Annotated in this window: 23 protein-coding genes and 2 pseudogenes; 13 read left to right on the top strand and 12 right to left on the bottom strand. The window is 72.8% G+C overall.

All coding sequences use genetic code 11. From position 1 onward, the window contains the following. Window positions 1–9: 9 nt before the first annotated feature. Complete coding sequence (locus tag E0F75_RS36935; RefSeq protein ID WP_055602727.1) at window positions 10–777, bottom strand: SIS domain-containing protein; 768 nt, start codon at window positions 775–777, stop codon at window positions 10–12. 196 nt (window positions 778–973) lie between these two features. Here E0F75_RS36935 and E0F75_RS36930 point away from each other — a divergent pair, with 196 nt between their 5' ends. Then, on the top strand, window positions 974–1663 hold the full coding sequence (locus tag E0F75_RS36930) for a metal-dependent transcriptional regulator (RefSeq protein ID WP_229315348.1): 690 nt from the start codon (window positions 974–976) through the stop codon (window positions 1661–1663). A gap of 687 nt (window positions 1664–2350) precedes the next feature. After that, window positions 2351–3241 carry an alpha/beta fold hydrolase gene (locus E0F75_RS36925; RefSeq protein WP_229315347.1) on the top strand — a complete coding sequence of 297 codons (891 nt, stop codon included), beginning with the start codon at window positions 2351–2353 and terminating at the stop codon, window positions 3239–3241. A 155-nt stretch (window positions 3242–3396) separates the two neighbouring features. On the opposite strand, the gene E0F75_RS36920 is transcribed toward E0F75_RS36925, so the two are convergent. Then, window positions 3397–3927 (bottom strand): carboxymuconolactone decarboxylase family protein, encoded by a 531-nt coding sequence (locus tag E0F75_RS36920; RefSeq protein WP_229315346.1) that lies wholly within the window; start codon window positions 3925–3927, stop codon window positions 3397–3399. 115 nt (window positions 3928–4042) lie between these two features. Between E0F75_RS36920 and E0F75_RS36915 the strand changes: the two are divergent. Next, window positions 4043–4522 (top strand): annotated as a pseudogene (locus tag E0F75_RS36915) (class I SAM-dependent methyltransferase); the annotation flags it as partial. 11 nt (window positions 4523–4533) lie between these two features. Here the strand turns inward: E0F75_RS36915 and E0F75_RS36910 are convergent. Then, a complete protein-coding gene (locus tag E0F75_RS36910; protein WP_229315345.1) occupies window positions 4534–4956 on the bottom strand; it encodes a MarR family winged helix-turn-helix transcriptional regulator in 423 nt (140 codons plus the stop codon). 182 nt (window positions 4957–5138) lie between these two features. On the opposite strand from E0F75_RS36910, the gene eno reads away from it, so the two are divergent. Further along, the gene (gene eno / locus E0F75_RS36905; RefSeq protein WP_229315344.1) at window positions 5139–6440 is read left to right on the top strand and encodes a phosphopyruvate hydratase; all 1302 of its coding nucleotides are present in this window, start codon (window positions 5139–5141) and stop codon (window positions 6438–6440) included. Window positions 6441–6584: 144 nt separating this feature from the next. Beyond that, window positions 6585–7130, top strand: coding sequence for a GNAT family N-acetyltransferase (locus tag E0F75_RS36900; protein ID WP_229315343.1), 546 nt, complete (start codon window positions 6585–6587; stop codon window positions 7128–7130). A 94-nt stretch (window positions 7131–7224) separates the two neighbouring features. On the opposite strand, the gene E0F75_RS36895 is transcribed toward E0F75_RS36900, so the two are convergent. Then, window positions 7225–7692, bottom strand: a complete 468-nt coding sequence (locus E0F75_RS36895; protein ID WP_229315342.1) for a GNAT family N-acetyltransferase — start codon at window positions 7690–7692, stop codon at window positions 7225–7227. 73 nt (window positions 7693–7765) lie between these two features. Beyond that, window positions 7766–8212: an Lrp/AsnC family transcriptional regulator gene (locus tag E0F75_RS36890; RefSeq protein ID WP_229315341.1), complete on the bottom strand. Its 447-nt coding sequence runs from the start codon at window positions 8210–8212 to the stop codon at window positions 7766–7768. Between the two features lie 93 nt (window positions 8213–8305). Here E0F75_RS36890 and E0F75_RS36885 point away from each other — a divergent pair, with 93 nt between their 5' ends. Both E0F75_RS36885 and E0F75_RS36880 read left to right on the top strand, forming a co-directional pair. Continuing rightward, window positions 8306–9145, top strand: a complete 840-nt coding sequence (locus E0F75_RS36885) for a TIGR03619 family F420-dependent LLM class oxidoreductase (RefSeq protein WP_229315340.1) — start codon at window positions 8306–8308, stop codon at window positions 9143–9145. Then, the gene (locus tag E0F75_RS36880; RefSeq protein ID WP_229315339.1) at window positions 9142–9576 is read left to right on the top strand and encodes a nucleoside deaminase; all 435 of its coding nucleotides are present in this window, start codon (window positions 9142–9144) and stop codon (window positions 9574–9576) included. Before E0F75_RS36885 ends, E0F75_RS36880 begins: the two co-directional genes overlap by 4 nt. An 18-nt stretch (window positions 9577–9594) precedes the next feature. Here E0F75_RS36880 and E0F75_RS36875 read toward each other — a convergent pair whose 3' ends face one another. After that, on the bottom strand, window positions 9595–10470 hold the full coding sequence (locus tag E0F75_RS36875) for an NAD(P)-dependent oxidoreductase (RefSeq protein WP_229315390.1): 876 nt from the start codon (window positions 10468–10470) through the stop codon (window positions 9595–9597). A 110-nt stretch (window positions 10471–10580) separates the two neighbouring features. Here E0F75_RS36875 and E0F75_RS36870 point away from each other — a divergent pair, with 110 nt between their 5' ends. Together E0F75_RS36870 and E0F75_RS36865 are read left to right on the top strand one after the other, a co-directional pair. Next, window positions 10581–11177 (top strand): TetR/AcrR family transcriptional regulator, encoded by a 597-nt coding sequence (locus E0F75_RS36870; RefSeq protein WP_229315338.1) that lies wholly within the window; start codon window positions 10581–10583, stop codon window positions 11175–11177. Between the two features lie 69 nt (window positions 11178–11246). Continuing rightward, a pseudogene (locus E0F75_RS36865) lies at window positions 11247–11519 on the top strand (carboxymuconolactone decarboxylase family protein); the annotation flags it as partial. Window positions 11520–11693: 174 nt separating this feature from the next. Here the strand turns inward: E0F75_RS36865 and E0F75_RS36860 are convergent. The 3 genes from E0F75_RS36860 to E0F75_RS36850 all read right to left on the bottom strand — a co-directional run bounded on the left by E0F75_RS36860 (window position 11694) and on the right by E0F75_RS36850 (window position 15050). Beyond that, window positions 11694–13346, bottom strand: a complete 1653-nt coding sequence (locus E0F75_RS36860; protein ID WP_229315337.1) for a transporter — start codon at window positions 13344–13346, stop codon at window positions 11694–11696. Further along, window positions 13343–14287 carry an ABC transporter ATP-binding protein gene (locus E0F75_RS36855; RefSeq protein WP_229315336.1) on the bottom strand — a complete coding sequence of 315 codons (945 nt, stop codon included), beginning with the start codon at window positions 14285–14287 and terminating at the stop codon, window positions 13343–13345. Before E0F75_RS36855 ends, E0F75_RS36860 begins: the two co-directional genes overlap by 4 nt. A gap of 76 nt (window positions 14288–14363) precedes the next feature. Further along, entirely contained in the window at window positions 14364–15050 is a 687-nt protein-coding gene (locus E0F75_RS36850) for a bifunctional DNA primase/polymerase (RefSeq protein WP_229315335.1), read from the bottom strand. A 258-nt stretch (window positions 15051–15308) separates the two neighbouring features. On the opposite strand from E0F75_RS36850, the gene E0F75_RS36845 reads away from it, so the two are divergent. Together E0F75_RS36845 and E0F75_RS36840 are read left to right on the top strand one after the other, a co-directional pair. Then, window positions 15309–16691: a transcriptional regulator gene (locus E0F75_RS36845; RefSeq protein ID WP_229315334.1), complete on the top strand. Its 1383-nt coding sequence runs from the start codon at window positions 15309–15311 to the stop codon at window positions 16689–16691. Window positions 16692–16814: 123 nt separating this feature from the next. After that, window positions 16815–18356: a hypothetical protein gene (locus E0F75_RS36840; protein WP_229315333.1), complete on the top strand. Its 1542-nt coding sequence runs from the start codon at window positions 16815–16817 to the stop codon at window positions 18354–18356. 142 nt (window positions 18357–18498) lie between these two features. Here E0F75_RS36840 and E0F75_RS36835 read toward each other — a convergent pair whose 3' ends face one another. Then, complete coding sequence (locus E0F75_RS36835; protein ID WP_374115502.1) at window positions 18499–19845, bottom strand: ABC transporter substrate-binding protein; 1347 nt, start codon at window positions 19843–19845, stop codon at window positions 18499–18501. A 192-nt stretch (window positions 19846–20037) separates the two neighbouring features. Here E0F75_RS36835 and E0F75_RS36830 point away from each other — a divergent pair, with 192 nt between their 5' ends. Together E0F75_RS36830 and purU are read left to right on the top strand one after the other, a co-directional pair. Further along, window positions 20038–20484, top strand: a complete 447-nt coding sequence (locus E0F75_RS36830) for a hypothetical protein (protein ID WP_229315389.1) — start codon at window positions 20038–20040, stop codon at window positions 20482–20484. Between the two features lie 46 nt (window positions 20485–20530). After that, window positions 20531–21382 (top strand): formyltetrahydrofolate deformylase, encoded by an 852-nt coding sequence (gene purU, locus E0F75_RS36825; protein ID WP_229315331.1) that lies wholly within the window; start codon window positions 20531–20533, stop codon window positions 21380–21382. Between the two features lie 180 nt (window positions 21383–21562). Here purU and E0F75_RS36820 read toward each other — a convergent pair whose 3' ends face one another. Both E0F75_RS36820 and E0F75_RS36815 read right to left on the bottom strand, forming a co-directional pair. After that, window positions 21563–22825 (bottom strand): maleylpyruvate isomerase N-terminal domain-containing protein, encoded by a 1263-nt coding sequence (locus tag E0F75_RS36820; RefSeq protein WP_229315330.1) that lies wholly within the window; start codon window positions 22823–22825, stop codon window positions 21563–21565. Beyond that, window positions 22822–23403, bottom strand: a complete 582-nt coding sequence (locus E0F75_RS36815) for a sigma-70 family RNA polymerase sigma factor (protein WP_030322256.1) — start codon at window positions 23401–23403, stop codon at window positions 22822–22824. Before E0F75_RS36815 ends, E0F75_RS36820 begins: the two co-directional genes overlap by 4 nt. Window positions 23404–23487: the final 84 nt, after the last annotated feature.

Below are 23487 nucleotides of genomic sequence, written 5' to 3'. Positions count from 1 at the left end.
TGGCAAGGCCTAGTGCCGGTAGAAGATCCGGTCGCCGTACTCCGTCATCACGCGGCCGTTCCACTCGTGGCCGCCGTCGACGTTCCCGGAGCGCAGCAGCGGCGGCTCGATGCCGCGGCGGACGAGGTCCTCGGCGGCGGCGGCGAGCGTGGCCTGCATGAGGGCGCTGGTGACGACGGTGGAGGCGGGCGCGAAGGGGGCCTCGATGCCCTCGTGGGTGAGCTCGGCGTCGCCGACGGCGATCCGGGAGTCGAGGACGATGTCGCAGTGGTCCTTGAGATAGGTCCCCGAGACGTGCCGGGACCTGGTCTCCGTCGCGTACGCCACCGAGGTCACGCCGATGACGGTGAGGCCGAGCGCGCGGGCGTTCATGGCCATCTCCACGGGCAGGGCGTTGCGCCCGGAGAGGGAGATGATGATCAGGACGTCCCCCGCGGTGGCGGGGGAGGAGTCCAGGACCGCCCCGGCGAGGCCGTCGACGCGTTCGAGGGCGGAGCCGAGCGTGGCCGGCATGACGTCGACGCCGACGACACCGGGGACGACGAGCAGGTTCATGAGGGCGAGTCCACCGGCCCGGTAGACGACGTCCTGGGCGGCGAGCGAGGAGTGGCCCGCGCCGAAGGCGAAGAGCCGGTTGCCGTTGGCGACGGCCTCGGCGATCGCGGCGCCGGCCGCGGCGATCTCGGCCGAGTCGCCGTCGCGCACCTGCTGGAGCAGGCCGATCGCGGCGTCGAAGAACTGTCCGGCCAGCTTGCTCTCGCCCGCGCTGTCGCCCATTCCAGAAGCTCCTTCTCGTCGCCGTCGCGTCGTCGCGTCATGTCGTGGTCGTGCCCTGGTCCTGCCCCGGTCGCCGATCACGGTGCGGTCTGGACCATTGCTCTGTCAATACCGCCTTGGGCCGGTGAGGCCCGGTTGTCGGCGCGATGCGTCAGAATTGGTGCAGGGCCAGCGCACGACTCATCGAGGGGCACGTATGTCCGGACTGATCGACACAACGGAGATGTATCTCCGCACCATCCTCGAGCTTGAGGAGGAAGGTGTGGTCCCCATGCGTGCCCGGATCGCCGAGCGGCTCGACCAGAGCGGCCCAACGGTGAGCCAGACGGTGGCCCGGATGGAGCGCGACGGACTGGTGGCCGTCGCCAGCGACCGGCACCTGGAGCTGACCGAGGAGGGCCGCCGCCTCGCCACCCGGGTCATGCGCAAGCACCGCCTCGCGGAGTGCCTGCTCGTCGACGTGATCGGCCTGGAGTGGGAGCAGGTGCACGCCGAGGCCTGCCGCTGGGAGCACGTGATGAGCGAGGCCGTGGAGCGGCGCGTCCTGGAGCTGCTGCGTCACCCGACGGAGTCGCCGTACGGGAACCCGATCCCCGGTCTCGAAGAGCTCGGGGAGAAGGCGGAGGCCGAGGCCTTCCTCGACGACTCGATGGTGTCGCTCGCCGAGCTGGACGCGAGCGAGGGCAAGACGGTGGTCGTCCGCCGGATCGGCGAGCCGATCCAGACGGACGCCCAGCTGATGTACACGCTGCGGCGCGCGGGCGTGCAGCCCGGCTCCGTGGTGTCGGTGACGGAGTCCGCGGGCGGCATCCTCGTCGGCAGCAGCGGCGAGGCGGCCGAACTGAACGCGGACGTCGCGGCCCACGTGTTCGTGGCGAAGCGCTGACGCGCTGACACCGCACCCCGGCCGACACCGCATCTCGCGGGAAGGGTGCCCCACCGGTCGTCGTACGCGACGACCGGTGGGGCACCCTTCGGCGTCTCCGCCCGGGAACCGGCGTCTGGTTGCGCCGGAATAGGACACGTTCGAGTGTCGCTTCCGGGCCAACGGCCCTTGTGCGCCCCGGTTTACGCCGGAATGGCTACGCCCGCGCCCTCGCCGTGCCACGCTGGGGCGACATGGTGCGATACGAGGGGCGGGGCGGTGCGAGACCGGGGAGGGGTGGGGGCCGTGCAGCAAGCGGAATCCGTACGTCGGACGCCGCCCGCGCCGGCGACCCGCGCGCTCCGGACGGCAGCGGGTTCGCCCCTGCCGCGTACGGAAACGGGCTCCTGTCTGCCCAGGACAGCAGCGGGTTCCCGCCCGCCCCGGACAGCAGAGGGCCCCGGCGCCTCGCGGCGCCGGGGCCTGTCCTCCCCTGTGCTGACCTGGAGCCCCGAGCTCTCAAGGTCAATCCCCTCGGACCGTTTTCCCCGAGCGGTCCGCCTCCCGTTCAAGATCTCCCCTCGGCAGCGGCCGTCAATCCTTGAGGCCTGTCACTCGAACGAGGGGTGTTGCGCGGCAGGAGCGCATTTTCGAATGCGAGTTCGATAGTCTGGCGTGGTTCGACGGCAAGAAGAGGGGGTGCCAGGGATGGCGCGACGACTCGACGTCACCGGGGCCGACGGCGTACGGCTGGCGGCCTGGGACTTCACGCCCGGGACCGCCCCGCAGGCCGGCCCCGGCGTCTTACTCCTCCACGGCCTGATGGGCCACGCGGCCCACTGGTCCCCGGCGATCAGCCGCCTCGCGGAGGCGGCGACCCGCCCCGACGCGACCCCCCACCCCCACGGCCACCCCCGCACCGTCGCCCTCGACCAGCGAGGCCACGGCCACAGCGACAAGCCCCCCGCCGCCTCCTTCACCCGCGAGGCGTACGTGGCGGACGCGGCTGCCGCCGTCGAGCAGCTCGGCCTCGGCCCGGTCACCCTCATCGGCCACTCCATGGGCGCCCTCACCGCCTGGCAACTGGCCGCCGAGCGTCCCGACCTCGTCCACGCCCTCGTCATCTGCGACATGCGCGCCTCGGCGCTCGGCGCGGCCTCGCAGCGCGAGTGGCGGGACTGGTTCCGCCGCTGGCCGGCCCCGTTCCCTTCGCTCGACGCCGCCCGCCGCTGGTTCGGCGAGGAGGACCCGTGGGTCGAGCGACCCAACCCCGCCCGGGGCGCCTTCTTCGCCGAGGTGATGGCCGAGCACCCGGACGGCTGGCGTCCGGTCTTCGACCCGGAGCAGATGCTGACCTCCCGGGAGACCTGGGTGCACGACGCCCACTGGGAGTCCCTGGCCCAGGTCCGCTGCCCCACGCTGGTGGTCCGCGGCCTGGACGGCGAGCTGGGCAGAGCCGAGGCCCAGGAGATGGTCCGCGTCCTGCCGCACGGCGCGTACGCGGAGATCCCCGACGCCGGGCATCTCCTCCACTACGAGCACCCGGACGCCTGGCGCGAGGCGGTCGGCCCCTTCCTGAACGGCGTCCTGACCTCGTAGGAAAGGGTTCGACGGGCCGTTCACGGCGGGCGGTCATCCTCCTGGCGGACGCGCGGGCGACCTGAACGGCGACGGCAAGGCCGACCTGCTCCCCCACTCCCGGATCACCCGGGGTGGGGGCATTCGCTGTGCGCGCTTCCGGGCTCGGGGACCGGTCAGTCCCACTGCTCGTCCGCGAGGGAGCTGACCGGCTGCGGCTTGCCGATGACGGCCAGGGCGATGAAGAAGTTGATCTGGCCGATCGCGATGGTCAGGGTGGCCAGGGCCTTCTCGTCGTAGTGCTTCGCGACCTCGGCGTACAGCTCGTCGGAGACGCGCTCCCGGCCGTGCGGGGCGGGCTGCAGGGTGGCCTCCACCAGGGCGAGGGCGGCGCGCTCGGCGTCGGTGAAGTAGGGGGCGTCCTGCCAGGAGGAGACGGCGGTGATGCGCTCCTCGGACTGGCCGGCCTTGCGGAGGAAACCGGTGTTCAGGATCGTCAGGTAGGTGTTGCCGACGATCTGGCCGGCCCGCAGGTGGACGAGGCTCATCGTGGCGCGCGGCACCGAGCGGTTGCCGGTGGCCCGGAACAGGGCGGCGCTGATGTCGTTCAACTCGGGCACGAACTCACCGGGGTTGGGCATCCGGGAGATGGAGGTCCTGGGGGTGGTGGCGGTCGTGGTGCCCGTGGTGGAGTTCGTGTGCGTCATCGCTGTTCTCCTTCGGTGTGCCCTTGTCGGCGTCTTCACAGCACTGACGGAGCGCCCCGCGAAGTTGTGACAGGACTCCGGAATCTTTTTCCGGCACGGAACCAGGCTGCGGGGGTTGGAACGCGTCACCGATGTGCCCGAGAGTCCCGTCCGTCCTCGATCAACCGTGGAGGGAGGGCGGTTGAACGACTACGACACCTTCGCCGCGGCGTACGCGGCGGAGAACGGGAACAACCTCGTGAACGCCTACTACGAGCGGCCCGCGATGCTCGCCCTCGCCGGAGACGTGGCCGGCCGGAGGGTCCTGGACGCCGGCTGTGGTGCGGGCTCCCTCTCCGCCGCGCTGCGCGAGCGCGGCGCGGTCGTCACCGGCGTCGACGTCAGCGCCGCGATGCTGGCGCTTGCCAGGCGGCGGCTCGGGGACGACACGGCACTGCACGTGGTCGACCTGCGCGACCCCCTGCCGTTCGCCGAGGGGGCGTTCGGCGACGTGGCCGCGTCGCTGGTGCTGCACTACCTGGAGGACTGGGAGCCGACGCTCGCCGAACTGCGGCGCGTGCTCCGGCCCGGTGGCCGGCTGATCGCGTCGGTGGACCAGACGTCCTCCTAGCGCGCGGCGAGCCGCTCCATCAGGGCGGCGCTGCGCGCCAGCACCTCGCGCTCCTCGCCGGTGAGCTCCAGCTCGATCGCCTGGGCGAGCCAGCCCACCCTGCGCCCGCGCTCCGCGTCGAGGGCGGCCCGTCCCGCGGGGGAGAGCTCCACCAGGGACTTGCGGCCGTCCGTGGGGTGCGCCCGGCGGACGACGAGCCCCTGATCCATGAGCAGCCCGACCGAGCGGGCCATGGACTGGGGCCGTACGCGCTGGTCCGCCGCCAGATCGCTGGTCGTCATGGCGCCGTCGCGATCCAGGGTGCCGAGCACGGAGACGTGGCCGAGCGGGATCTGGTCCTCGTGCTTCACGCGCCGCGTGAGCTTGCCCATCGCGGTACGCAGTTCGGTGGCGACGGCGGCGGGTTCCGGGGTGGGCATAGGCCACTTTAACCGGTGGCACGACTCCGCAGCCGAACCCCGCAGCCGAACTGTGCAGCTGAACTGCACAGCACAACTGAACAGCAAAACTGCACAGCATTGCTGTAGAGTCGGCGCTGTCGCGGCACGCGCCAGCGTTGTCGCAGCAGGGCCGCGGCGCGCATCCACACGAAGGACCTCCCATGGCTTCCACGGCAGTTGAGACCACCGTCATCACGTCCGTCACCGCCCGCAGGGTCATCGACAGCCGGGGCAACCCCACGGTCGAGGCCGATGTCCTCCTCGCCGACGGATCCCTCGGCCGCGCCGCCGTCCCCTCCGGCGCCTCCACCGGCGCACGCGAAGCCGTCGAGCTGCGCGACGGGGACCCCGGGCGCTGGCACGGCAAGGGCGTCGACCGCGCCGTCGCCCACGTCAACGGCGACATCGCGGCAGCGGTCGTCGGACGCGACGCCGACGACCAGGCCGGCCTCGACGCCGCGCTCATCGCGCTCGACGGCACCGCCGACAAGTCCCGGCTCGGCGCCAACGCCCTCCTCGGCGTCTCCCTCGCCGTCGCGAAGGCCGCCGCGGCGGCCCACCGCCAGCCGCTCTACCGCTACCTCGGCGGCGCCGACGCCCACCTTCTCCCGCTCCCGATGATGAACATCGTCAACGGTGGCGCGCACGCCGACAATCCGCTGGACTTCCAGGAGTTCATGATCGCCCCGATCGGCGCGGAGACCTTCGCGGAAGCCGTACGCATGGGCTCCGAGATCTTCCACACCCTCCGCCGCGACCTGCTGTCCGCCGGGCACGCCACCGGCGTCGGCGACGAGGGCGGCTTCGCGCCCGCGCTCCGTACCGCCGAGGAGGCACTCGACTTCGTCATGGCGGCCGTCGAGCGCACCGGCTACCGGCCCGGCACGGACATCGGCCTGGTCATGGACCCGGCCTCGTCGGAGTTCTTCCGGGACGGCGCGTACGTGTACGAGGGCGAGGGCGTCCGCCGTACGCCCACCGAGCACGCCGACTACCTGGCCAAGCTGATCGACGCGTACCCGATCGTCTCCATCGAGGACCCGATGGCCGAGAACGACCTGGACGGCTGGCGGGAGCTCACCGCCCGCGTCGGCGACCGCTGCCAGCTCACCGGCGACGACGTGTTCTGCACCGACGAGAACCTGCTGCGCGAGGGCATCCGGACCGGTGTCGGCAACTCGGTCCTGGTCAAGGTCAACCAGATCGGCACCCTGACCGAAGCCCTCGCCACGGTCGCCACCGCGCACCGCGCCGGCTGGACCGTCATCATGTCGCACCGCTCCGGCGAGACGGAGGACACCACCATCGCGGACCTGGCGGTGGCGACCGGCTGCGGACAGATCAAGACCGGCTCGCTGTCCCGGTCCGACCGCACCGCGAAGTACAACCAGCTCATCAGGATCGAGGAGGAGCTCGGCGCCTCCGCGCGGTACGCGGGCGGGGCGGTCCTCGACCGCTCCTGACCCGGCGGCCTCGGCGCGGCGGCCTCGGCGCGGCATCCCTCGGCGCGGCATCCCTCGGCCCGGCGGAACTGGCACCTCGTCGGAGCGCGTCTCGACAAGGACGACGTCGTGCGACGTTGCACGCCGAGGACCAGGAGCCGTTCCGTGTCGGACGAGATCACACTGCGCCCCGTCACCGTCGAGGATCTCGACCTGTTCGAACGGGAGTTGAGCGGACCGGAGGGCAGCGGCCCCCACGCGTGGTCCGGCTTCCGGTCGACCGCCGACCTCCGCCGCCGCTTCGCGGAGAACGGCCTCCTCGGCCACGACGGCGGGACCCTCTCGGTCGCCGAGGGCGGTGTGACGGTGGGCCGGGTCAAGTGGTACCCCGGCAGCTGGGGCCCCGACACGGCCAACTGGAGCCTGGCGATCCAGCTGGTGCCCGGCGCGCGCGGCCGGGGGACGGGCACCCAGGCCCAGCGTCTCGTGGCGGAGTACCTCTTCGACCACACGAGGGCCGAACGGATCCAGGCCTGGACCGACACCGGCAACATCGCCGAGCAGCGCGCGCTGGAGAAGGCGGGCTTCGCCAGGGAGGGCGTGCTGCGCTCCGCGGTGTGGCTCGCCGGACAGTGGCGCGACTCGGTGCTCTACTCCCTGATCCGCGCGGAGCGGTCCGGCGGCCCCGTCCCTGCGGTCCCCACGCCGTAGCCGCCCCGCCGGCCGCCGGCCGCACGGTCCGAGCGCCGGCCGCACGGTCCGAGCGCCGGCCGCACGGACCGAGCGCCGGCCGCACTGCCCTGGATCAGTCCTTCACCGGCCGCCACACATAGCGGATGTCCGGCTCGCGTTCCTCGTTGCGCTGCCCGTCCGTCCGTTCCGCCTCGACGAAGCCGTGCCGCTCGTAGAACCTCTGCGCCGGGGCGTTGACCTGGAACGTCCACAGGTCCAGGCCCTCCGGCCGCTGCCGCTTGGCCAGTTCCACGAAGCGGTCGCCCAGGCCGCGGCCGCGCCACGACGGGTCGAGGTAGAGCTGCTCCAGGTCCCCGCCGTCGAGCACGAGGAGCCCCACCACACCGGCCTCCCCGGCGTCCGCGACCCAGGTCTCGTGCTCCGGCACGACGACATGGGTGAACCAGCCCCGCACCGCGTCGTCGTCGTGCGCGCGGCGTACGGTCGGCAGCGCGGCGTTGAAGGAACGCAGCCACACATCGGCTGTCGCGGTCGCGTCGGAGTCGCCGGCACGCCGAATCTCAAGGTCATCAAAGGTCACAAGGCGCGAGGTTCGCACACGTCAGGGCTCCACGCATCCGAATTGCGGCACCGCCCGGCACGGGGGCGGGTGTTCAGGGGCGGCCGGGGCCGCGCTGGGGGAGCGTCCGGCTGTAGACGACGCTGGTGGTCGTGCTGCCGAAGCCCGCCAGCTCGTCCACCAGGGTCTCCAGGTGCTCCATGGACGTCGCGGCCACCTTCAGCGTGTAGCAGTCGTCGCCGGTGGTCCGCAGGCACTCGAGGATCTCCCGCCGCTCGGCGAGCAGCCGGCGCAGCGGCTGGTGCTGGTTGCCCGGGTACTTCAGCCGTACGACGGCGAGGACGGGGTAACCGGCCTTGGCCAGGTCCACCACGGCGTGGTAGCCGGTGATGACGCCCCGCGACTCCAGATTCCGGACCCGCTCCGTGGTCGCCGACGAGCTGAGGTTCACGCGCCGGCCCAGCTCGCTGAGGGAGATGCGGGCCTCCTGCTGCAGCTGCTCGATGATCGCCCAGTCGAGTTCGTCGAGATTCACGGCCATACGACGATTCTACCGGCAGAAGCGCGGGAGAAAGTCGGTTCCACCGGGAGAGTTCGGTTCCGTATCCGCTGATCACGGGGATAGCCTCGAAGCATGCAACTTGGCGTCAACGTCCCGAACTTCGGGCCGGGAACCGACCCCGGCGTGCTGCGCGAGTGGGCGCGGACGGTGGAGGGTCTCGGCTTCGACCTGCTCATGGTGTCGGATCACGTGGCCGTCACCCCGGACGTCGCCGAGCGGTACCCGGAGCCGTTCTACGAGCCGTTCACCACGCTGTCCTGGCTGGCCGGCATCACGACACGGCTGCGGCTCGGCACCACCGTCCTCGTGCTGCCGTACCGGCATCCGCTCCTCGTGGCGCGCATGGCGACCAACCTCCACCTGCTCAGCGGCGGCCGGTTCGTCCTCGGGGTCGGCGTCGGCTGGTCGCGCCGGGAATTCGACGCGCTCGACGTGCCGTTCACCGCGCGCGGCAGGCTGACCGACGAGTACCTGGTCACGCTGAGGGAGGCATGGCGCGCCACGCGGGGCGAGGAGGCAGCCGCCGCCGTCCCGTCCCCCGCCCCCATTCCCGTCTGGGTCGGCGGCAACAGCGAGGCGGGGATCCGCCGGGCCGTCAGATTCGGCGACGCCTGGCACCCGCTGCGGCTCCCCATGGCCCGGATGCGCGCGGTGCTGGCGGACCACACGCTGCCGGGGTTCGCGCCCCGGATCGCCCTGCGGCTGACCGCCACTCCCGTCGACGACCCCGAACGGCCCGCCGGGGTCGGCACCGTCGAGCAGATCCTCGACGACCTCGACCGGCTCCGCCTGCTCGGCGCCGACACCGTCGTACTCGACCCGTACCACGGAGATCCGGAGGAGACCCGCAGGCCGCACGAGGCCTGGCGGGCGCTCACCACCGTGGCCACCCACTGGAGGACCACCTCATGATCACCACCGCCGACGAGACGCTCCTGCGGCGCGCCATCGGCCTCGCCGCCCACGCCGTCACCCTCGGGGACGCGCCGTACGGCTCGCTGCTCGTCGGCCCGAACGGCGAGGTCCTCGCCGAGGCCCACAACACGGTGCGGCGCGACGACGACATCACCGCCCACCCGGAACTGAAGCTCGCCCGCTGGGCAGCCCGCGAACTCGACCCGGACACCGCCGCGCGCACCACCATGTACACCAGCTGCCAGCCGTGCGGGATGTGCGCGGGCGGCATCGTGCGCTCGGGTCTCGGCCGGGTCGTCTACGCGCTCGCCACCGAGCAGCTGGTCGAGCTCAACCCGCAGTCGGGCGACTGGCCGACGGTGGCGCAGGACGGCCCGGCACTGTTCGACGAGGCGCGCGCACCGATCGACGCGTACTACCGGTCGTAACGGATACGGCTCTCGGCATCAGGGCCGTCGGCCGAACACCTCGAACAGCCGGGTCAGGCTGTCGTCCTGGTAGCCCGCGGCCGCCGCCCGCCGGAACGTCTCGAGGACGGTGGCGGGCAGCGCCGGATCCACGCCCGAGTCCCGTGTCGTGTGGACGACGTGGTCGAGGCTCGCCACGGCCATCGAGATCCGGTCGACGTCGCCGCTGTGGTCCCCCGCCTCGATCCGCGGCGTGTAGAAGTCGAGGAACTGGCCCATCCCGGTCAGCGTCCGGGTCGCGTACGGCTTGATCTCGGAGAGGCCGATGCCGTTCGCGTCCGCCACCGCGGCCATGTGCAGCCAGGCGGTCAGGGTGGTCCAGAAGAGGTCCATCTGGAGCTGGTAGTAGAGCGCGGCGAGCCCCGGGTCCTCGCCCCGGTGGTCCGTGTCCGTCAGCACCTTCAGCAGGCCCTCGTACTCCTCGAAGAGGTCGCGGGGGCCGCTGTAGTAGGTGCTGAACTCCGTGGTGCCGATGCCGGACGGCGGCGTCTGGACCCCGCCGGTGAGGTGCCGCGCCCCGTGCTTCGCCGCCCAGACGGCCCCCTTGCGGGTCTCTTCCGGGGTGTCCGAGCTGAGGTTGACCAGGACGCGGCCCTCCAGCGCGGAGGCGGCGGGCTCGAGGATCGCGTACATGGCGGCGTAGTCGGTGAGGCTCAGCACCACCGCCTCGTTGGCCCGCAGCGCCTCCTCGACGGTGGCGGCGCGGACGGCGCCCCTGGCGACCAGGTCGTCGGCGCGGCTCGCGGTGCGGTTCCAGACGGTGACGCGGTAGCCGGCGTCGAGGTAGGCGCCGGCCATGGCGCGGCCCATGGGGCCGAGGCCGATGACGGTCACGGACGCGGGCGGGTTGTTCATGGTGGACGTGCTCACAGAGATCTCCCCGAAATCGCTAGAACGAACGCTCTATCTAGCGAGGAACGTAGCACGGGACTAGAGCGATCGCTCTAGTTCGGTACTCTGGTGGCGTGAAGACCAAGGCCCCGCACGATCCCGAGACCGCCGGAACCCGCGAGCGGATCGTCCGCACGACCTCACGCCTGATGCAGCGCCAGGGCTACGAGGGCACCGGCATCAAGCAGATCTCCGTCGAGGCCGGGGCCACCCTCGGCTCCGTGTACCACTTCTTCCCCGGCGGCAAGCAGGAGCTCGGCACGGCGGCGGTGAGGCTCGGCGGCGAGGAGTTCGCCGAGCTCCTGGCCGAGGCGCTGGACGCGGAACCGGAGCCCGAGAAGGCGCTCGTCGCGCTCACCGTCTCCCTCGCCGAAGGACTGCGCGCATCGGACTGGCTCGACGGCTGCCCGGTCACGTCCACGGTCGTCGGTACGGCGAACAGCGCGCCCGGCGTCCAGGAGGCGGCGGCCGAGGCGTTCGCCCGCTGGCGGGCGGTTGTCGCCCGGAAGCTGGCCGCGTCGGGCTTCACGGAGACGGACGCGGAGGAGCTGGCGCACACGGTGATCGCCACCCTGGAGGGCGCGGAACTCTCGGCCCAGGTCGCCCGCAGCGCGACCCCCCTGGAGGTGGCGGGCCGACATCTGGCCCGACTGGTCGCCTCGTACCGCTGACGCGAATGACGCGAATGACGCGAATGACGTGAACGCCAAGGCCCCCCCGACGAGCGCCGCGCGCCCGGGGCCTCGGTACGGCTCCACATGGTCGCCGCCTGGCGCGAGGCCACCGTCTTCACCGACGCCGAGCGCGCCGCCCTGGAGCCGACGGAGCAGGGCACCCGCCTCGCCGACGGGTCCGGGGTCACGGACGAGGCCTGGGCCGAGGCCGTCAAGCACTTCGACGACGAGCAGCTCGCCGCCCTGGTGTCCCAGATCGCGATCATCAACGCCTTCAACCGCGGCAACGCCATCACCCGGCAGCCCGCCGGCGACTACCGGCCCGGCCGGTACGCGTAGCAGGTGCGGGGCCGCCTCGGCCCCGAGGCCATCAGCGGCCGACCGGGTTCGACGCCCGGCCGGCCGTCCCGCGCTCGTCTGCCACGCGCCTCCCCCGGTGGAGTACGGCCGAGGCCGCGGCGCAGAGCAGGGCGAGCGTGTCCTGAAGGGCCGGTCACCGGCGACCGGCGGCGACTACCCCTTGCTGACCGCCGCCAGGATCTCCGGCAGCCGCCTCGCCGTCCGCGGCGCCGCCACCTTCAGGCCCGCCCAGATCAGCAGCGCGCCGTAGAGCGCGCCGGCCGGGAGCAGCAGCCAGAGCAGGGACTGCTGGTCGGAGACGTGGAGGTAGATCGTCGCGCCGATCAGCGGCGCGCACAGCAGCGGGGCCGTGAGCATGCCCCCGAGGATCGAGATCCACGCCAGGGCGCCCTGCCCCGGCGCCACGTTCTTGTAGCCGCTGTCCTGCGGGATCGAGTACGGGAAGGCGGCCGAGGCCACCGAGCCCGTCGCCAGCATCGCGCCGAGCAGGCCGAGCGCCAGGCCGACGGCGTCCGGGAGCCGTGCCCAGTCGCCGAGGACGCCGACCGTGAGGACCGTGACGAAGACCGCGTACGGGAGGGTGACCATGAGCAGGGCCAGGGCCCGCGCGCGGAGTTCGGCGTACGCGTCGGCCGTCGTCGAGATGGTCTGGGCGACCATCCAGAACGCCGAGGTGTCCTGTCCGAACTGGTTGTACATCAGCATGCCGAGCATGCCGGAGGCGAAGCACGCCCAGTAGATCGAGCCCGTGCCCTGGAGTGCGTTGACGAGCGGGACGATCAGGCCGAGGGCGAGCGAGGTCACGGCCCCGGCCTTCGTCTTCGGGTCGCGCCACAGGTAGCGCAGGCTGCGCTCCATGACCGCGCCCGTGCGCCCGTCCGGCAGGATCCGGGCGAGCCGCCCCGTTCCGTCGGCCTTGTCACGGCCGCCCGCGTCGGAGGCCGCGCCGATCGTGGAGCCGTCGGGCTCGACCATCAGCCGTACGAGGCTCCGCTGCCACCAGTAGAGGAGCGCCGCGAGCGTGGCCGCCGTGAGCAGCAGCCGGACCGCCGCCACCGCGTAGTCGCCCTGGCCGGCGGAGTCGACCGCGGCGATCGCGGCGGCCGGCGGCAGCCAGCTGACGACGGCCGCCGCCGGTTCGAGCGACTCCAGACCGCCGGCCTGGCCCAGGCGCTGGGCGCCGAAGTTCACGACCTGCATGCCGACGGCGATGAGCAGGCCGCTGAGCAGCGCCAGGTCCCGGCCCTTGCGGGAGGTGAGGAGCCGGACGTTGGCGGCGGCCACGGCCCGGGACAGTGCCACGCACGTCACGGCCGTCAGCGGTACGGCGAGGACGGCGGCGACGGCGCCGGCCGCGCCGTGCGCGACGGACAGCGCGGCGCCCAGGGCCAGGACGAAGGTGAGGACGGGTCCGACACCCACGAGGGAGGCCACGAGCAGCGCGCGGACCAGCGGCCGCGGCTGCAGCGGCAGCATGACGAGCCGCGACGGGTCGAGGGTCTCGTCACCGCTCGGGATGAACAGCGGCATCACCGTCCAGGAGAGCGCGAGCGCTCCCGTGAGGAGGATCGCGACGCTGCCGGCGTCGGCGTTGCCCCGCATGAGGACGAAGGCCAGCACGAGGGCCGCGGCGAAGACCGCTCCGAAGACGATGGACAGGATGTACGCGGCGGTCCGTCCGCCCGACTGCCGCAGCCCGTTGCGCAGCAGGCTCAGCTTGAGCCGTACGAAGACGGAGGTGAGGGAGGGGACGGGGCCGGCCGGGGTCGCGGTGCCGGTGGTGGTCGTGGTCGGGAAGGCACTCATCGCTGCGCCCCGCCCGAAGCACCGGCGCCGCCCGAAGCACCGGCCTCATCCGGAGCAGCGGCCTTACCAGTCCCACCAGCGCCGCCAGTCCCACCGGCAGCCCCCGTCCCGCCGCCCAGCCAGTCCAGCGAGTCGCCCGCCGCCTCGCGCCCGTTCGCGCCGACGAGCTCCAGGAACGCCGCCTGCAGCGAGGGCGCGTCGCCCCGTACCTCCGCGAGGGTGCCCTGGGCGCGGATCCGGCCCGCCGCCATCACGGCGACCCAGTCGCAGAGCGATTCGACGAGCTCCATGACGTGGCTGGAGAAGACGACGGTGGCGCCCGAGGAGGTGTACCGCTCCAGGACGCCGCGGATGGTCTGCGCGGAGACCGGGTCGACGCCCTCGAAGGGCTCGTCGAGGAAGAGCACCTCGGGGTTGTGGAGGAGCGCCGCCGCGAGCCCGATCTTCTTCCGCATACCGGTCGAGTAGTCGACGACCAGCTTGTTCTGCGAGCCGGTGAGGTCGAGGACGTCGAGGAGCTGCGCGGCCCGCTTGTCGACCTCGGCGCCGGGCAGCCCCCGCAGCCGGCCGCTGTACGCGAGGAGTTCGCGGCCGGAGAGCCGCTCGAAGAGCCGCAGGCCCTCGGGCAGGATGCCGATCCGGGCCTTGACCTGCGCGACCGACTCGGGGTCGGCCCATACGTCGTGCCCGGCGACCTGGATGCGCCCCTGGTCGGGACGGAGCAGGCCGGTGATCATCGAGAGGGTGGTGGTCTTGCCGGCGCCGTTGGGCCCCACGAGCCCGATGAACTTGCCCGCGGGCAGCACCAGGTCGATGCCGTTCACCGCGATCTGCTGGCCGAATCGCTTCCACAGGCCCTCGATGCGCACGGCGGGTGCAGCACCGTCCCCCGGTGCGGCGCCCGCCGTGTCGAACGCTCCGTCAAATGCCTGGTCAGGCATGGTCTGTCTGCCCCTCGTCGGTCCCCGTGTGTCTTACGGGCCCCACCTTAAGGGTGGGGCCCGCGGGGACCCAGGGTCACGACGTGCGGCTCCTCGCCTCCGCCGCTTCCCGGCCGCACGCGTACGCGAGGGCGCTGATCAGTTCCTCGGCGTCGGGGAGCCAGCGGTTCGCCGGGGTGGGGCGCCGGGCCCACTGGACCGCGCCGCTGCCGCCGATGCGGGTGGGCGGGGCCGCCACGTAGTGGCCCTCGCCGCGGGTGGTGAGGTCGATGGAGGCCGGGACCCAGCCGAGCTTGCGGACGAGGTCGGGCACCTTGGTCGCGGCGCCCGGCAGGACGAAGAAGAACATCCGGCGGTCCGGGGTGCAGGTGACCGGGCCGAGCGTCAGCTCCATCCGCTCCATCCGGGCGAGCGCCAGGAACCCGGCCGACTCGGGCACCTCGATGGCGTCGAACGTACGGCCCGTCGGCAGCAGGATCGACGATTTCGGTTGCTTCGACCACATCCGCCGGGCCCCGACCCCGCTGCCGGTCGCCTGGGTCGACCAGTCGGGCCTGACCGCGTGGGCGCCGGGCACGGCGCACGCGTCTGCCCCGCAGGAGCAGCGCTCCCGGCCCTCGACGGCCTCCAACCAGGTCCCGGGAAACACGTCCCAGTGCCGCTCTTCCGCGTACCGCACGGCACTGTCCAGCAGCTGCTCACCGCGCTGCTTGGGGATCTGTGCGGCTTCCGTGACTCCGATGGTCTCTTCCACGTGGAACACAACTTCCCCCGCCACCTGGGGTTACGGCCAGGGCGTCGAGCGGTGTGAGGCATCGATCCTGCACGCGGGGCGCATCGGTGCACGGGCGGGGGCGCGCGGGGGGCCGGGGAGCTGGGGTGGGTACGGACAGGTGGGGGCGCCGGCGGCGAAGTCGCAACCGACGTGTCCGGTTTCGCGTGTTCACATCGGCATTGACCGGATATCCACCGGGCAGTGATCCCTTCTCCGGTGATCACCGCACGGCCTCAGGGGGTACTCATGGCAGCCAGGCCACTCGTTCCGCGCCAGCTCAACGAACGGCTCCAGGCGCTCATCCAGGAGGCGGGCTGCTCCAACGCCGGCCTCGCCCGCAGGGTCAACATGGTCGGCGCGGAGCGCGGCCTCGACCTGCGGTACGACAAGACGTCGGTGGCGCGCTGGCTGCGTGGGCAGCAGCCGCGGGGGCGCGCGCCGGGGATCATCGCCGAGGCGCTCGGCCGCAAGCTGGGCCGTACGGTCACGATCGACGAGGTCGGCATGGCCAACGGCCGGAACCTCGCCGCCGGCGTCGGGCTCCAGTTCGCGCCGACCGTGCCCGGCGCGATCGAGCAGGTCTGCGAGCTGTGGCGCAGTGACGTGGGCCGCCGCGACTTCCTCTCCGGCTCCACGGTCGCGGCCTCCGCGCTCGTCGAGCCCAGCCGGGACTGGCTGATCACGGGCCCGGACCCACACGTGGCCCGGATGGCGGGGGCGCGCGTCGGGGTCGCGGACGTGGCGGCCGTACGGGAGATGACGGCGGCGCTCGTCGACCTCGACCGGCGGTTCGGCAGCGGGCACGTGCGCCCGGTGGTCGTCCACTACCTGAACAGCGTGGTGTCGGGGATGCTGTCCGGCTCGTACCGGGAGGCGGTCGGCCGGCAGCTGTTCGCGGCGGTCGCCCGACTGACCGAACTCGCCGGGTACATGGCGGTGGACACGGGCGAACCGGGCCTCGCCCAGCGGTACTACATCCAGGCGCTGCGGCTCGCGCAGGCCGCCGGCGACCGGGGCTACGGCGGCTATGTCCTCGCCGCCTCCATGAGCCACCTCGCCGCGCAGCTCGGAAACCCCCGGGAGATCGCCCAGTTGGCGCGGGCCGCGCAGGAGGGGGCGCGCGGGAAGGTGCCGCCGCGCGCGGAGGCGATGTTCCACGCGGCCGAGGCGCGCGGGCACGCCCTGCTCGGGGACCTCAGCGCCTTCGAGACGGCGGCGGGCCGTGCCGTACGGGCCCTGGAGCAGGCCGATCCGGAGTCGGGCGACGACCCGGCGTGGATCGCGCACTTCGACCAGGCGTACCTGGCGGACGAACTGGCGCACTGCTACCGGGATCTGGGGCAGGCGGAGGCCGCGGCGCGGGCGGCGCGGGAGTCGATCGCCGGACACCCGGAGACGCGCGCGCGGCGCCGGGCGATCGGGCTCGCCCTGCTCGCCTCGGCACAGGTCCAGCAGCGCGAGGTCGAGCAGGCCTGCCGCACGGGCACGCGCGCGCTCGAACTGCTCGGCACGCTGCGGTCGTCGAGGGGCGCGGAGTACCTGGAGGACCTGCGGGAGCGGCTGGAGCCGTACGCGGGCGAGGCGGTGGTACGGGAGTTCGGGGCGCGCATGGAGCTCTATGCCGCCTAGGGCCTGTCCGGCGCGGTGCCGTTCAAGAAGGTTGTGTAACCGGGCTCACACGTGTGTGCGGAGCCCCGGGCGCACCCGGTAGCGTGAGCCGACGATTCCGTAGGTCCATCAGTAGGAGTCCCGGTGACGCAGAACGGACAGGGTCCGGAGCCGCAGTACCCGGCGGTGCCCCCCGCGCAGAACGCCCAAGGGGGAGCACAGCCGTACGGTGGCGCCTGGGGTCCCGCCGGCGCGCCGCCGGGCGGGCAGCCCCTGCCGCCCGCGCAGCCCCTGCCTCCGGAGGCGGCGCCGGGCGGCGCCGCCGACATGCAGTCCACCCAGTACCTGCCGCCGGTCCCGCCGCCGCAGCCCGGCTACGGCTACCCGGGGCCGGGTGCCCCGGGCGGCGCCGACATGCAGGCGACCCAGCACATAGCGCCGGTCCCGGGCGGGATGCCTCCGGTGTCTCCGGTCCAGGGCGGGATGCCCCCCGTGCCGGGCGGAATGCCGCAGGCACCGGGGCAGCAGCCGGGCCCGCAGCCGGGCTACGGGTACCCGCAGCAGGCGCCCGGCGGGATGCCGCAGGCCGGTCAGCACCCCGGGTACGGCTATCCGCCGCCGGCCGGGGACATGCAGGCCACCCAGCACATCGCCCCCGTGCCACCGCAGCCGGGCGGGGGTGCCCAGACCCAGTTCCTGGGCACCGGGCCGCTCCAGGCGCAGGGCCCCGGGCCCGCGGGCGCCTCCGACGCGACCCAGTACATCGCCCCCGTACCGGCACAGGAGCCCGGTGAGCGGCAGCCGCCCGCCGAGTTCGACAACCTCTTCCGTACGGAGGCCCCGCGGGCGCCGCAGGCCCCGCAGCAGCCGCACGCGCAGGCGTACCAGCAGCCGGCCCCGGCCCCGTACCAGCAGCATCAGCCGCCGCAGCACCAGCAGCCGCCGCAGTACCAGCAGCACCAGCAGCCGCCGGCGCCCCCGCAGCAGTACGGGTACGAGGGTGCCTACTACGACGACGGTGCCGACCCCGAGCCCCCGCGCCGCAAGTCCCCGGTCGCGCTGATCGCCGCCGTCGTCGTCGGCTGCGCGGTCGTCGGCCTCGGTGCGGGCGCGCTGCTCAGCGGTGGCGACGAGGACAAGGACCCCAAGAAGGGCCCCCAGAACGTGGCGGAGAGCTCCGCCGCCCCGTCCGGCGAGCCGACGGCCGCGCCCACCGAGAAGCCGGCCGACCCGGCGGAGCCGCAGGCGCAGGAGCTGAGCAAGCTCCTCGCGACCAGCAGCAACAGCCGAGACACGGTGATCAGCTCGGTCGAGTCCATCAAGCAGTGCAAGAACCTGGACAAGGCCGCGAGCGACCTGCGGGGCGCCGCCGAGCAGCGCCGGAGCCTGGTCACCAAGCTCCAGTCGCTGTCGGTGGACAAGATCCCGGACAACCCGGCCCTGACGGCCGCGCTCACCAAGGCCTGGCAGGCCTCGGCGGCCGCGGACGACCACTACGCGGCCTGGGGCGACCAGATGAAGGCCAAGAAGGCCTGCAAGGGCGGCAAGTCGCGCTCGACCCCGCAGCTGGCCGCGGCGAGCAACAAGAGCGGCGAGGCGACCGCCGCCAAGAAGCAGGCGGCCTCGCTGTGGAACCCGACGGCCGCGAAGTACGGCCTGGAGAAGCGGACGTACACCCAGCTGTAGCCCCGGCCCAGCTGTAGCCCCGGCCCAGCTGTAGCCCCGGCCCGGCCGTAGCCCCGGCCGCGGCCCGGCCGTATCCCTCGCTGTGGCCCAGCCGTAGCCCCCCGCTGTGGCCATCGCCACAGCGAGGGGGGCGGGCAGGGACTCAGGGGGCGCTCAGGACGGTCTCGCCGACGTCGACGAAACCGGGCTGCTGCGCCACCAGCTGCCCCTTGCGGACCACCTGGAACGTCACCTCGTGGTTGATGATCCGGGGGAAGCCCGGGGCGCCGAGCAGGTCCTCGTACTTCCAGCGCAGGATCGGGGTCAGGCCGCCGGTGTCGATCCGCGCGCCCCGGTCGAGGGCGTACGCGATCTGGGTGGCGGTGATCTTGTCGGAGTCGAGGGACTCGACGACCTCCTTGAGGACCGTGTAGGCGATCCAGGTGGTCTGGACGCCCGCGTCGGCCGGGTCGACCCGGTTGTCGGCGAAGGCGTGCTCCTGGATGACCTTCCGCATCGGCGCCCAGCTCTTGTCGGACGCCTCCGGGTACCAGCCGGTGACGAACGCGCCCTCGAAGGGGCTGTGGGCGCCGCCGGTGCGGTCGATCACGGGCTGGCCCACGCTGCCGAGGACGGACGAGATCCGCACGCCGTCCTTCTTCTTGCCGGAGCCGTCGTCCGAGCCGTCGCCCGATCCGCCACCTGAACCGTCGCCCGATCCGTCGCCGTTCCCGCCGTTGCCGCCGTCGCTCTCCTGCTGCGGGAGGCGGCGGAAGGAGTCGAAGAAGGTCTGGGTGCGCTCGCCGAGCACGGCGGTGACGCAGCCGTCCTCGTCACCGGCCTTCTCGCGGGCCTTGCTGGCGGACTCGGTGTACTCGGCGGCGTCCTCGACGGCGGGGATGTCGATGGCGCTGCGGTGGCTCGCCTTGCGCAGACCCGAGTTGAGGAGCTCGGGGAACTTGTCGCCGGCGAGGGTGTCGGGACGGACGAGGGAGACCTTGCGGCAGGACGCGGCGAGCTGCATGCCGTGACCGGCGATGAGCGAGGCCTGGCCGCCGTTGACGGGGTAGGACAGCGGGCTGGTGAACTCGTCCTCGGAGATGCCGTAGCCGCCGATGTACGGGATGCCGGCGGCCTCCAGGGGGGCCATGAAGGCGCGCCCGTTCTGGCTGTACGAGCCGACGACGGCGACCGCCTTCTCACGGACGGCGCGGCGGGCGCAGGCGGCGGCGCCGGTGGTGGTGTTGTGCTCGTTGCAGGTGAGGATGCGCAGCTCGTGGCCGTTGATGCCGCCCTGTGAGTTGACCCACCGGGCGTAGGTCTGCGCCATGGCGGGCATTCCGGGCATATTGGTGGCGCGGGTCTGGTCGGGAGCCCACGTCATGACGGTGACGGGCTCCCTGGAACCCCCCGTGGTTCCAGGGAGCACGCCACAACCGGTGAGCAACGAGGCTCCGGCCGTCGCGGTCGTGACGTACGCGAGGAGTGAGGTCAGTCGCCGTCCGGTCATGGACACGCACATTTCCGCCTCATGGGTAACGCTGGAGTGAGCACGGTTCAACGCGGGGTGACGTGAAGGTGAATTACGGGGGCTGCGAGGGGGCGGCTCCGGTTACCGGACAAGGGAACGTACGATCGAAACGTGTCCAGTCCAGTCTCCGGTTCGGTTAACTCTTCCCGTCGCGGCCGTCGCTCCTCCACCATGGGCGGCATGCCGCTCAACGACATGCCGTGGTGGCGCTGGCGCAGCAACGTGCGCTCGGCGCTGCACATGCTCTCCGATCCCGGGTTCCACGAGACCACCTGGCTGGCCGGCCTCGACGGGTACGGCGACGTCACCGACGCCGTCTACCGCCTCGTCGAGGACACCTGGCTCGACAACTGGTCCGCCGAGAAGTACGTCGGCTCGATCTTCCGCGACACCGGCGAGGCAGCCCTCGTCGACGTCGCCGTCCTCCGGGTGCTGCGCATCATGCACCAGGTGGGCCCCGACGCCCCCGTCTCGGCCTACCTTCAGCACCCCGGGTGGCCCGAGGCCGTACGGGCCGCCCGCGAGGCCCACGTACGCCTCGCGCAGGCGGACGGGGAGGACCCGGACACGCCGCCGTGCTCCCTCGACGTGCTGCACATCATGACGGGGTCCGCCTGACGGACGGCGGGTCACCGCGCACCTCCGGATATGGCAGGCTGACGGGATGACCGACCAGTACGTCCTCACCCTCTCGTGCCCGGACAAGCAGGGCATCGTGCACGCCGTGTCGAGCTACCTCTTCATCACCGGGTGCAACATCGAGGACAGTCAGCAGTTCGGAGACCGCGACACCGGGCTCTTCTTCATGCGGGTCCACTTCTCGGCCGAGGCCACCGTGAACGTCGACAAGCTGCGCGCCAGCTTCGCCGCCGTCGGCGACTCCTTCGAGATGGACTGGCAGATCCACCGCGCCGACCAGCGCATGCGGGTCGTCCTCATGGTGTCGAAGTTCGGCCACTGCCTGAACGATCTGCTGTTCCGCTCGCGGATCGGCGCGCTGCCGGTGGAGATCGTGGCCGTCGTCTCCAACCACACCGACTTCGAGGCGCTCGTCGGCTCGTACGGGCTGCCCTTCCGGCACATCCCCGTCACCAAGGACACCAAGGCGGAGGCCGAGGCCGAGCTCCTGGACCTGGTCCGCGAGGAGAACGTCGAACTGGTCGTCCTCGCCCGCTACATGCAGGTCCTCTCCGACGACCTCTGCAAGCAGCTCTCCGGGCGGATCATCAACATCCACCACTCCTTCCTCCCGAGCTTCAAGGGCGCCAAGCCCTACCACCAGGCGCACACGCGCGGCGTGAAGCTGATCGGCGCGACCGCGCACTACGTGACGGCCGACCTCGACGAGGGCCCGATCATCGAGCAGGAGGTCGAGCGCGTCGCCCACGACGTGACCCCGGACCAGCTGGTCGCGATCGGCCGCGACGTGGAGTGCCAGGCGCTGGCCCGCGCGGTGAAGTGGCACGCGGAACACCGCATCCTGCTGAACGGCCGCCGCACGGTGGTCTTCGCGTAACACCCGTAACACCCGCCACACCGCGGGCCGGCAGCGACCGCGCACCCGGCAGCGACCGCGCGCCAGCCGGCCACCGCGCGCCGGCCGCCACCGCGCACCGGCCAGCCACCGCGCGTCGGCCGGGGGCGGCGCGCTGAAGCCACTTCCGGCACTCTCCGTCGCGGAGTCCGGCGGCGCGACCTACAGCCGGCTCAACGACGCCGCCGCCGACAGGACGTCCCTGATCGCCTCGCGGTCGCCGTCCTGGCCCGCCGCCGCCTCCTCCGGGGAGATGTGGCCCGCCACCAGCTGGCAGAACTCCACCCCGTCCATCGCCACCTGCGCCACCACCCGCTCCGGCGAGCCGAGCGCCGCCGGGGAGTCCAGCGCGATGTACCAGTGGCCGCCGCCCGCGCCCTCCACCTCCAGGTGCAGCGAGCGGCCCGGTGTGCCCGCCGCGACCAGATGGCGGGCCGGCGACGCGAGGCCCGTGCGGCGCCGGCCCGCCAGGGCGCCCGGAAGCAGTCGCGCCGCCAGGTCGATCATGCTGTGCAGATGCGCCCCGCTCGGCGCCGCGTACGGGTACGCCACCGCGTTCGCGATGTCGTCCGCGTGCACCCAGCACTCGAACGCCCGCTCAAGCAGCGAGTCCCGCAGCGGCAGAGCGAAGTCCTTGTACGTGACCGTCAGGTCCGCCACGCCACGCCCCGCGAACGACACCGTCCGGATCAGCGCGTGGCTCTGGTCCCGCCACGGGCCGCGGATCGAACGGTTCGGCGGCCGGTCCAGGCCCGACCAGAACGCCTCCGTCCGCTCCGACGGCGACAGCTCCGGAGTCCCCGCGCCCAGCGGGTCCGCCAGGCCGAGCGCCGCCGACACGAGCCCGTCCACCGCGAGGAGATGCCCCATGACCCCGGCGACCGTGGCCTTCCGGCGCACGATCCGGCCCTCCTCGTACCACTTCAGCCGGACCGGCGCGTGCCACTCCGACTCGCCGATGTCCCGGAGCAGGGCGTCGAGCCGCGCGGTCTCCGCGTCGTACGGCGTGACCCACTCCGGCACCGGGATGCGCGCCGGCCGCCGGCCCAGGCAGTTTTCGAGCACCCGGGACCGCAGCAGCGGGTCGAGGTCCAGATCGCGGTCCTCGTGCAGCAGCGCCACCGCGTCCCGCAGCCGCAGCGCCTCGTCCGCGCACGGCGCGCAGGCCGTCAGGTGGTCCTCGACGGCCTGCGTCTCCCCGGGCGAACACGCCGAAAGCGCCCAGGCCCCGAGAAGGGACTTGAGCACCCCGTGCGTCAGGACGGGTACGTCGGGCTCGGGTTCCACCACCCCGGGCTTCTCCTCTTCCGGCGCTCCACTCGGGTCGGCCGTCAGGTCCGCGTGGTCGTCCGCCGCCCGACGCGGTCCCGGTATCCACGGGGCGCGTGCGACGTCGTCCCCGTCGTCGCCGTTCGCCCGGGTCACCGTGCCCGTCCGTAGCCGGGCGGACCGCCGCCCTCGGAGAAGGGCCGGTTCGCCGAGGAGAGCAACTGGAGCCCGAGGCGCAGGCGCCGCCGCGCCTCGTCCTCGGTGACGCCGAGGTCGGCGGCGGTCTGCCGGTAGTCCCGCCGCTGGAAGTAGGCCAGTTCGAGCGCGGCCCGGAGCGGCGTCGGCATGGACGTCACGATGTAGTCGGCGCGGGCCGCGACCGACGCCCGCCGGACCTTCTGCTCCAGCTCCTCCGCCGAACCCCGGCCCGTCTCCGCGTACGCCGTCGTCTCGGCCTGCCGCAGCCGGTGGACGGCCTGCCGCTGCGTCAGCTTGGCCACCCAGGAGCGCAGGTTCCCCTGCTTGGGGTCGTACGCGTCCGGGTTCTCCCAGATGTAGCCGAAGACCTCGCGGGTGATCTGGTCGGCCGCGTCGTCGTCGTCGAGGACCCGGTGGGCGAGGCTGTGCACCAGGGCGGCGAACCGGTCGTACAGCTCGCCGAGCGCGGCCGCCTCGCCACGCGCCAGCCGCTGCTGCATCCTGCGGTCCCAGCGCGGTGGTGTGTCCATCGCCATCCGACCCTCGCCCCTCCCGGCTCCGGCGGCTCTCCGTCTCTACTCCAAAGTAGTGTGCCGTCCCGAGAACGCACGCATGTTTGC

It is taken from the genome of Streptomyces sp. CB02980 (genome assembly GCF_014451325.2).
Classification (GTDB): Bacteria; Actinomycetota; Actinomycetes; order Streptomycetales; family Streptomycetaceae; genus Streptomyces.
The sequence above is the reverse complement of the archived record's forward strand: the minus strand, read 5'-3'. Positions and strand labels throughout refer to the sequence as shown.

Excerpts from the sequence above, each read along its gene's own strand:
- E0F75_RS36935 (WP_055602727.1), bottom strand. The coding sequence starts at position 777 with ATGGGCGACAGCGCGGGCGAGAGCAAGCTGGCCGGACAGTTCTTCGAC.
- E0F75_RS36930 (WP_229315348.1), top strand. The coding sequence starts at position 974 with ATGTCCGGACTGATCGACACAACGGAGATGTATCTCCGCACCATCCTC.
- E0F75_RS36925 (WP_229315347.1), top strand. The coding sequence starts at position 2,351 with ATGGCGCGACGACTCGACGTCACCGGGGCCGACGGCGTACGGCTGGCG.
- E0F75_RS36920 (WP_229315346.1), bottom strand. The coding sequence starts at position 3,927 with ATGACGCACACGAACTCCACCACGGGCACCACGACCGCCACCACCCCC.
- E0F75_RS36910 (WP_229315345.1), bottom strand. The coding sequence starts at position 4,956 with ATGCCCACCCCGGAACCCGCCGCCGTCGCCACCGAACTGCGTACCGCG.
- eno (WP_229315344.1), top strand. The coding sequence starts at position 5,139 with ATGGCTTCCACGGCAGTTGAGACCACCGTCATCACGTCCGTCACCGCC.
- E0F75_RS36890 (WP_229315341.1), bottom strand. The coding sequence starts at position 8,212 with ATGGCCGTGAATCTCGACGAACTCGACTGGGCGATCATCGAGCAGCTG.
- E0F75_RS36885 (WP_229315340.1), top strand. The coding sequence starts at position 8,306 with ATGCAACTTGGCGTCAACGTCCCGAACTTCGGGCCGGGAACCGACCCC.
- E0F75_RS36880 (WP_229315339.1), top strand. The coding sequence starts at position 9,142 with ATGATCACCACCGCCGACGAGACGCTCCTGCGGCGCGCCATCGGCCTC.
- E0F75_RS36875 (WP_229315390.1), bottom strand. The coding sequence starts at position 10,470 with ATGAACAACCCGCCCGCGTCCGTGACCGTCATCGGCCTCGGCCCCATG.
- E0F75_RS36860 (WP_229315337.1), bottom strand. The coding sequence starts at position 13,346 with ATGAGTGCCTTCCCGACCACGACCACCACCGGCACCGCGACCCCGGCC.
- E0F75_RS36855 (WP_229315336.1), bottom strand. The coding sequence starts at position 14,287 with ATGCCTGACCAGGCATTTGACGGAGCGTTCGACACGGCGGGCGCCGCA.
- E0F75_RS36845 (WP_229315334.1), top strand. The coding sequence starts at position 15,309 with ATGGCAGCCAGGCCACTCGTTCCGCGCCAGCTCAACGAACGGCTCCAG.
- E0F75_RS36835 (WP_374115502.1), bottom strand. The coding sequence starts at position 19,845 with ATGACCGGACGGCGACTGACCTCACTCCTCGCGTACGTCACGACCGCG.
- E0F75_RS36830 (WP_229315389.1), top strand. The coding sequence starts at position 20,038 with ATGGGCGGCATGCCGCTCAACGACATGCCGTGGTGGCGCTGGCGCAGC.
- purU (WP_229315331.1), top strand. The coding sequence starts at position 20,531 with ATGACCGACCAGTACGTCCTCACCCTCTCGTGCCCGGACAAGCAGGGC.
- E0F75_RS36815 (WP_030322256.1), bottom strand. The coding sequence starts at position 23,403 with ATGGCGATGGACACACCACCGCGCTGGGACCGCAGGATGCAGCAGCGG.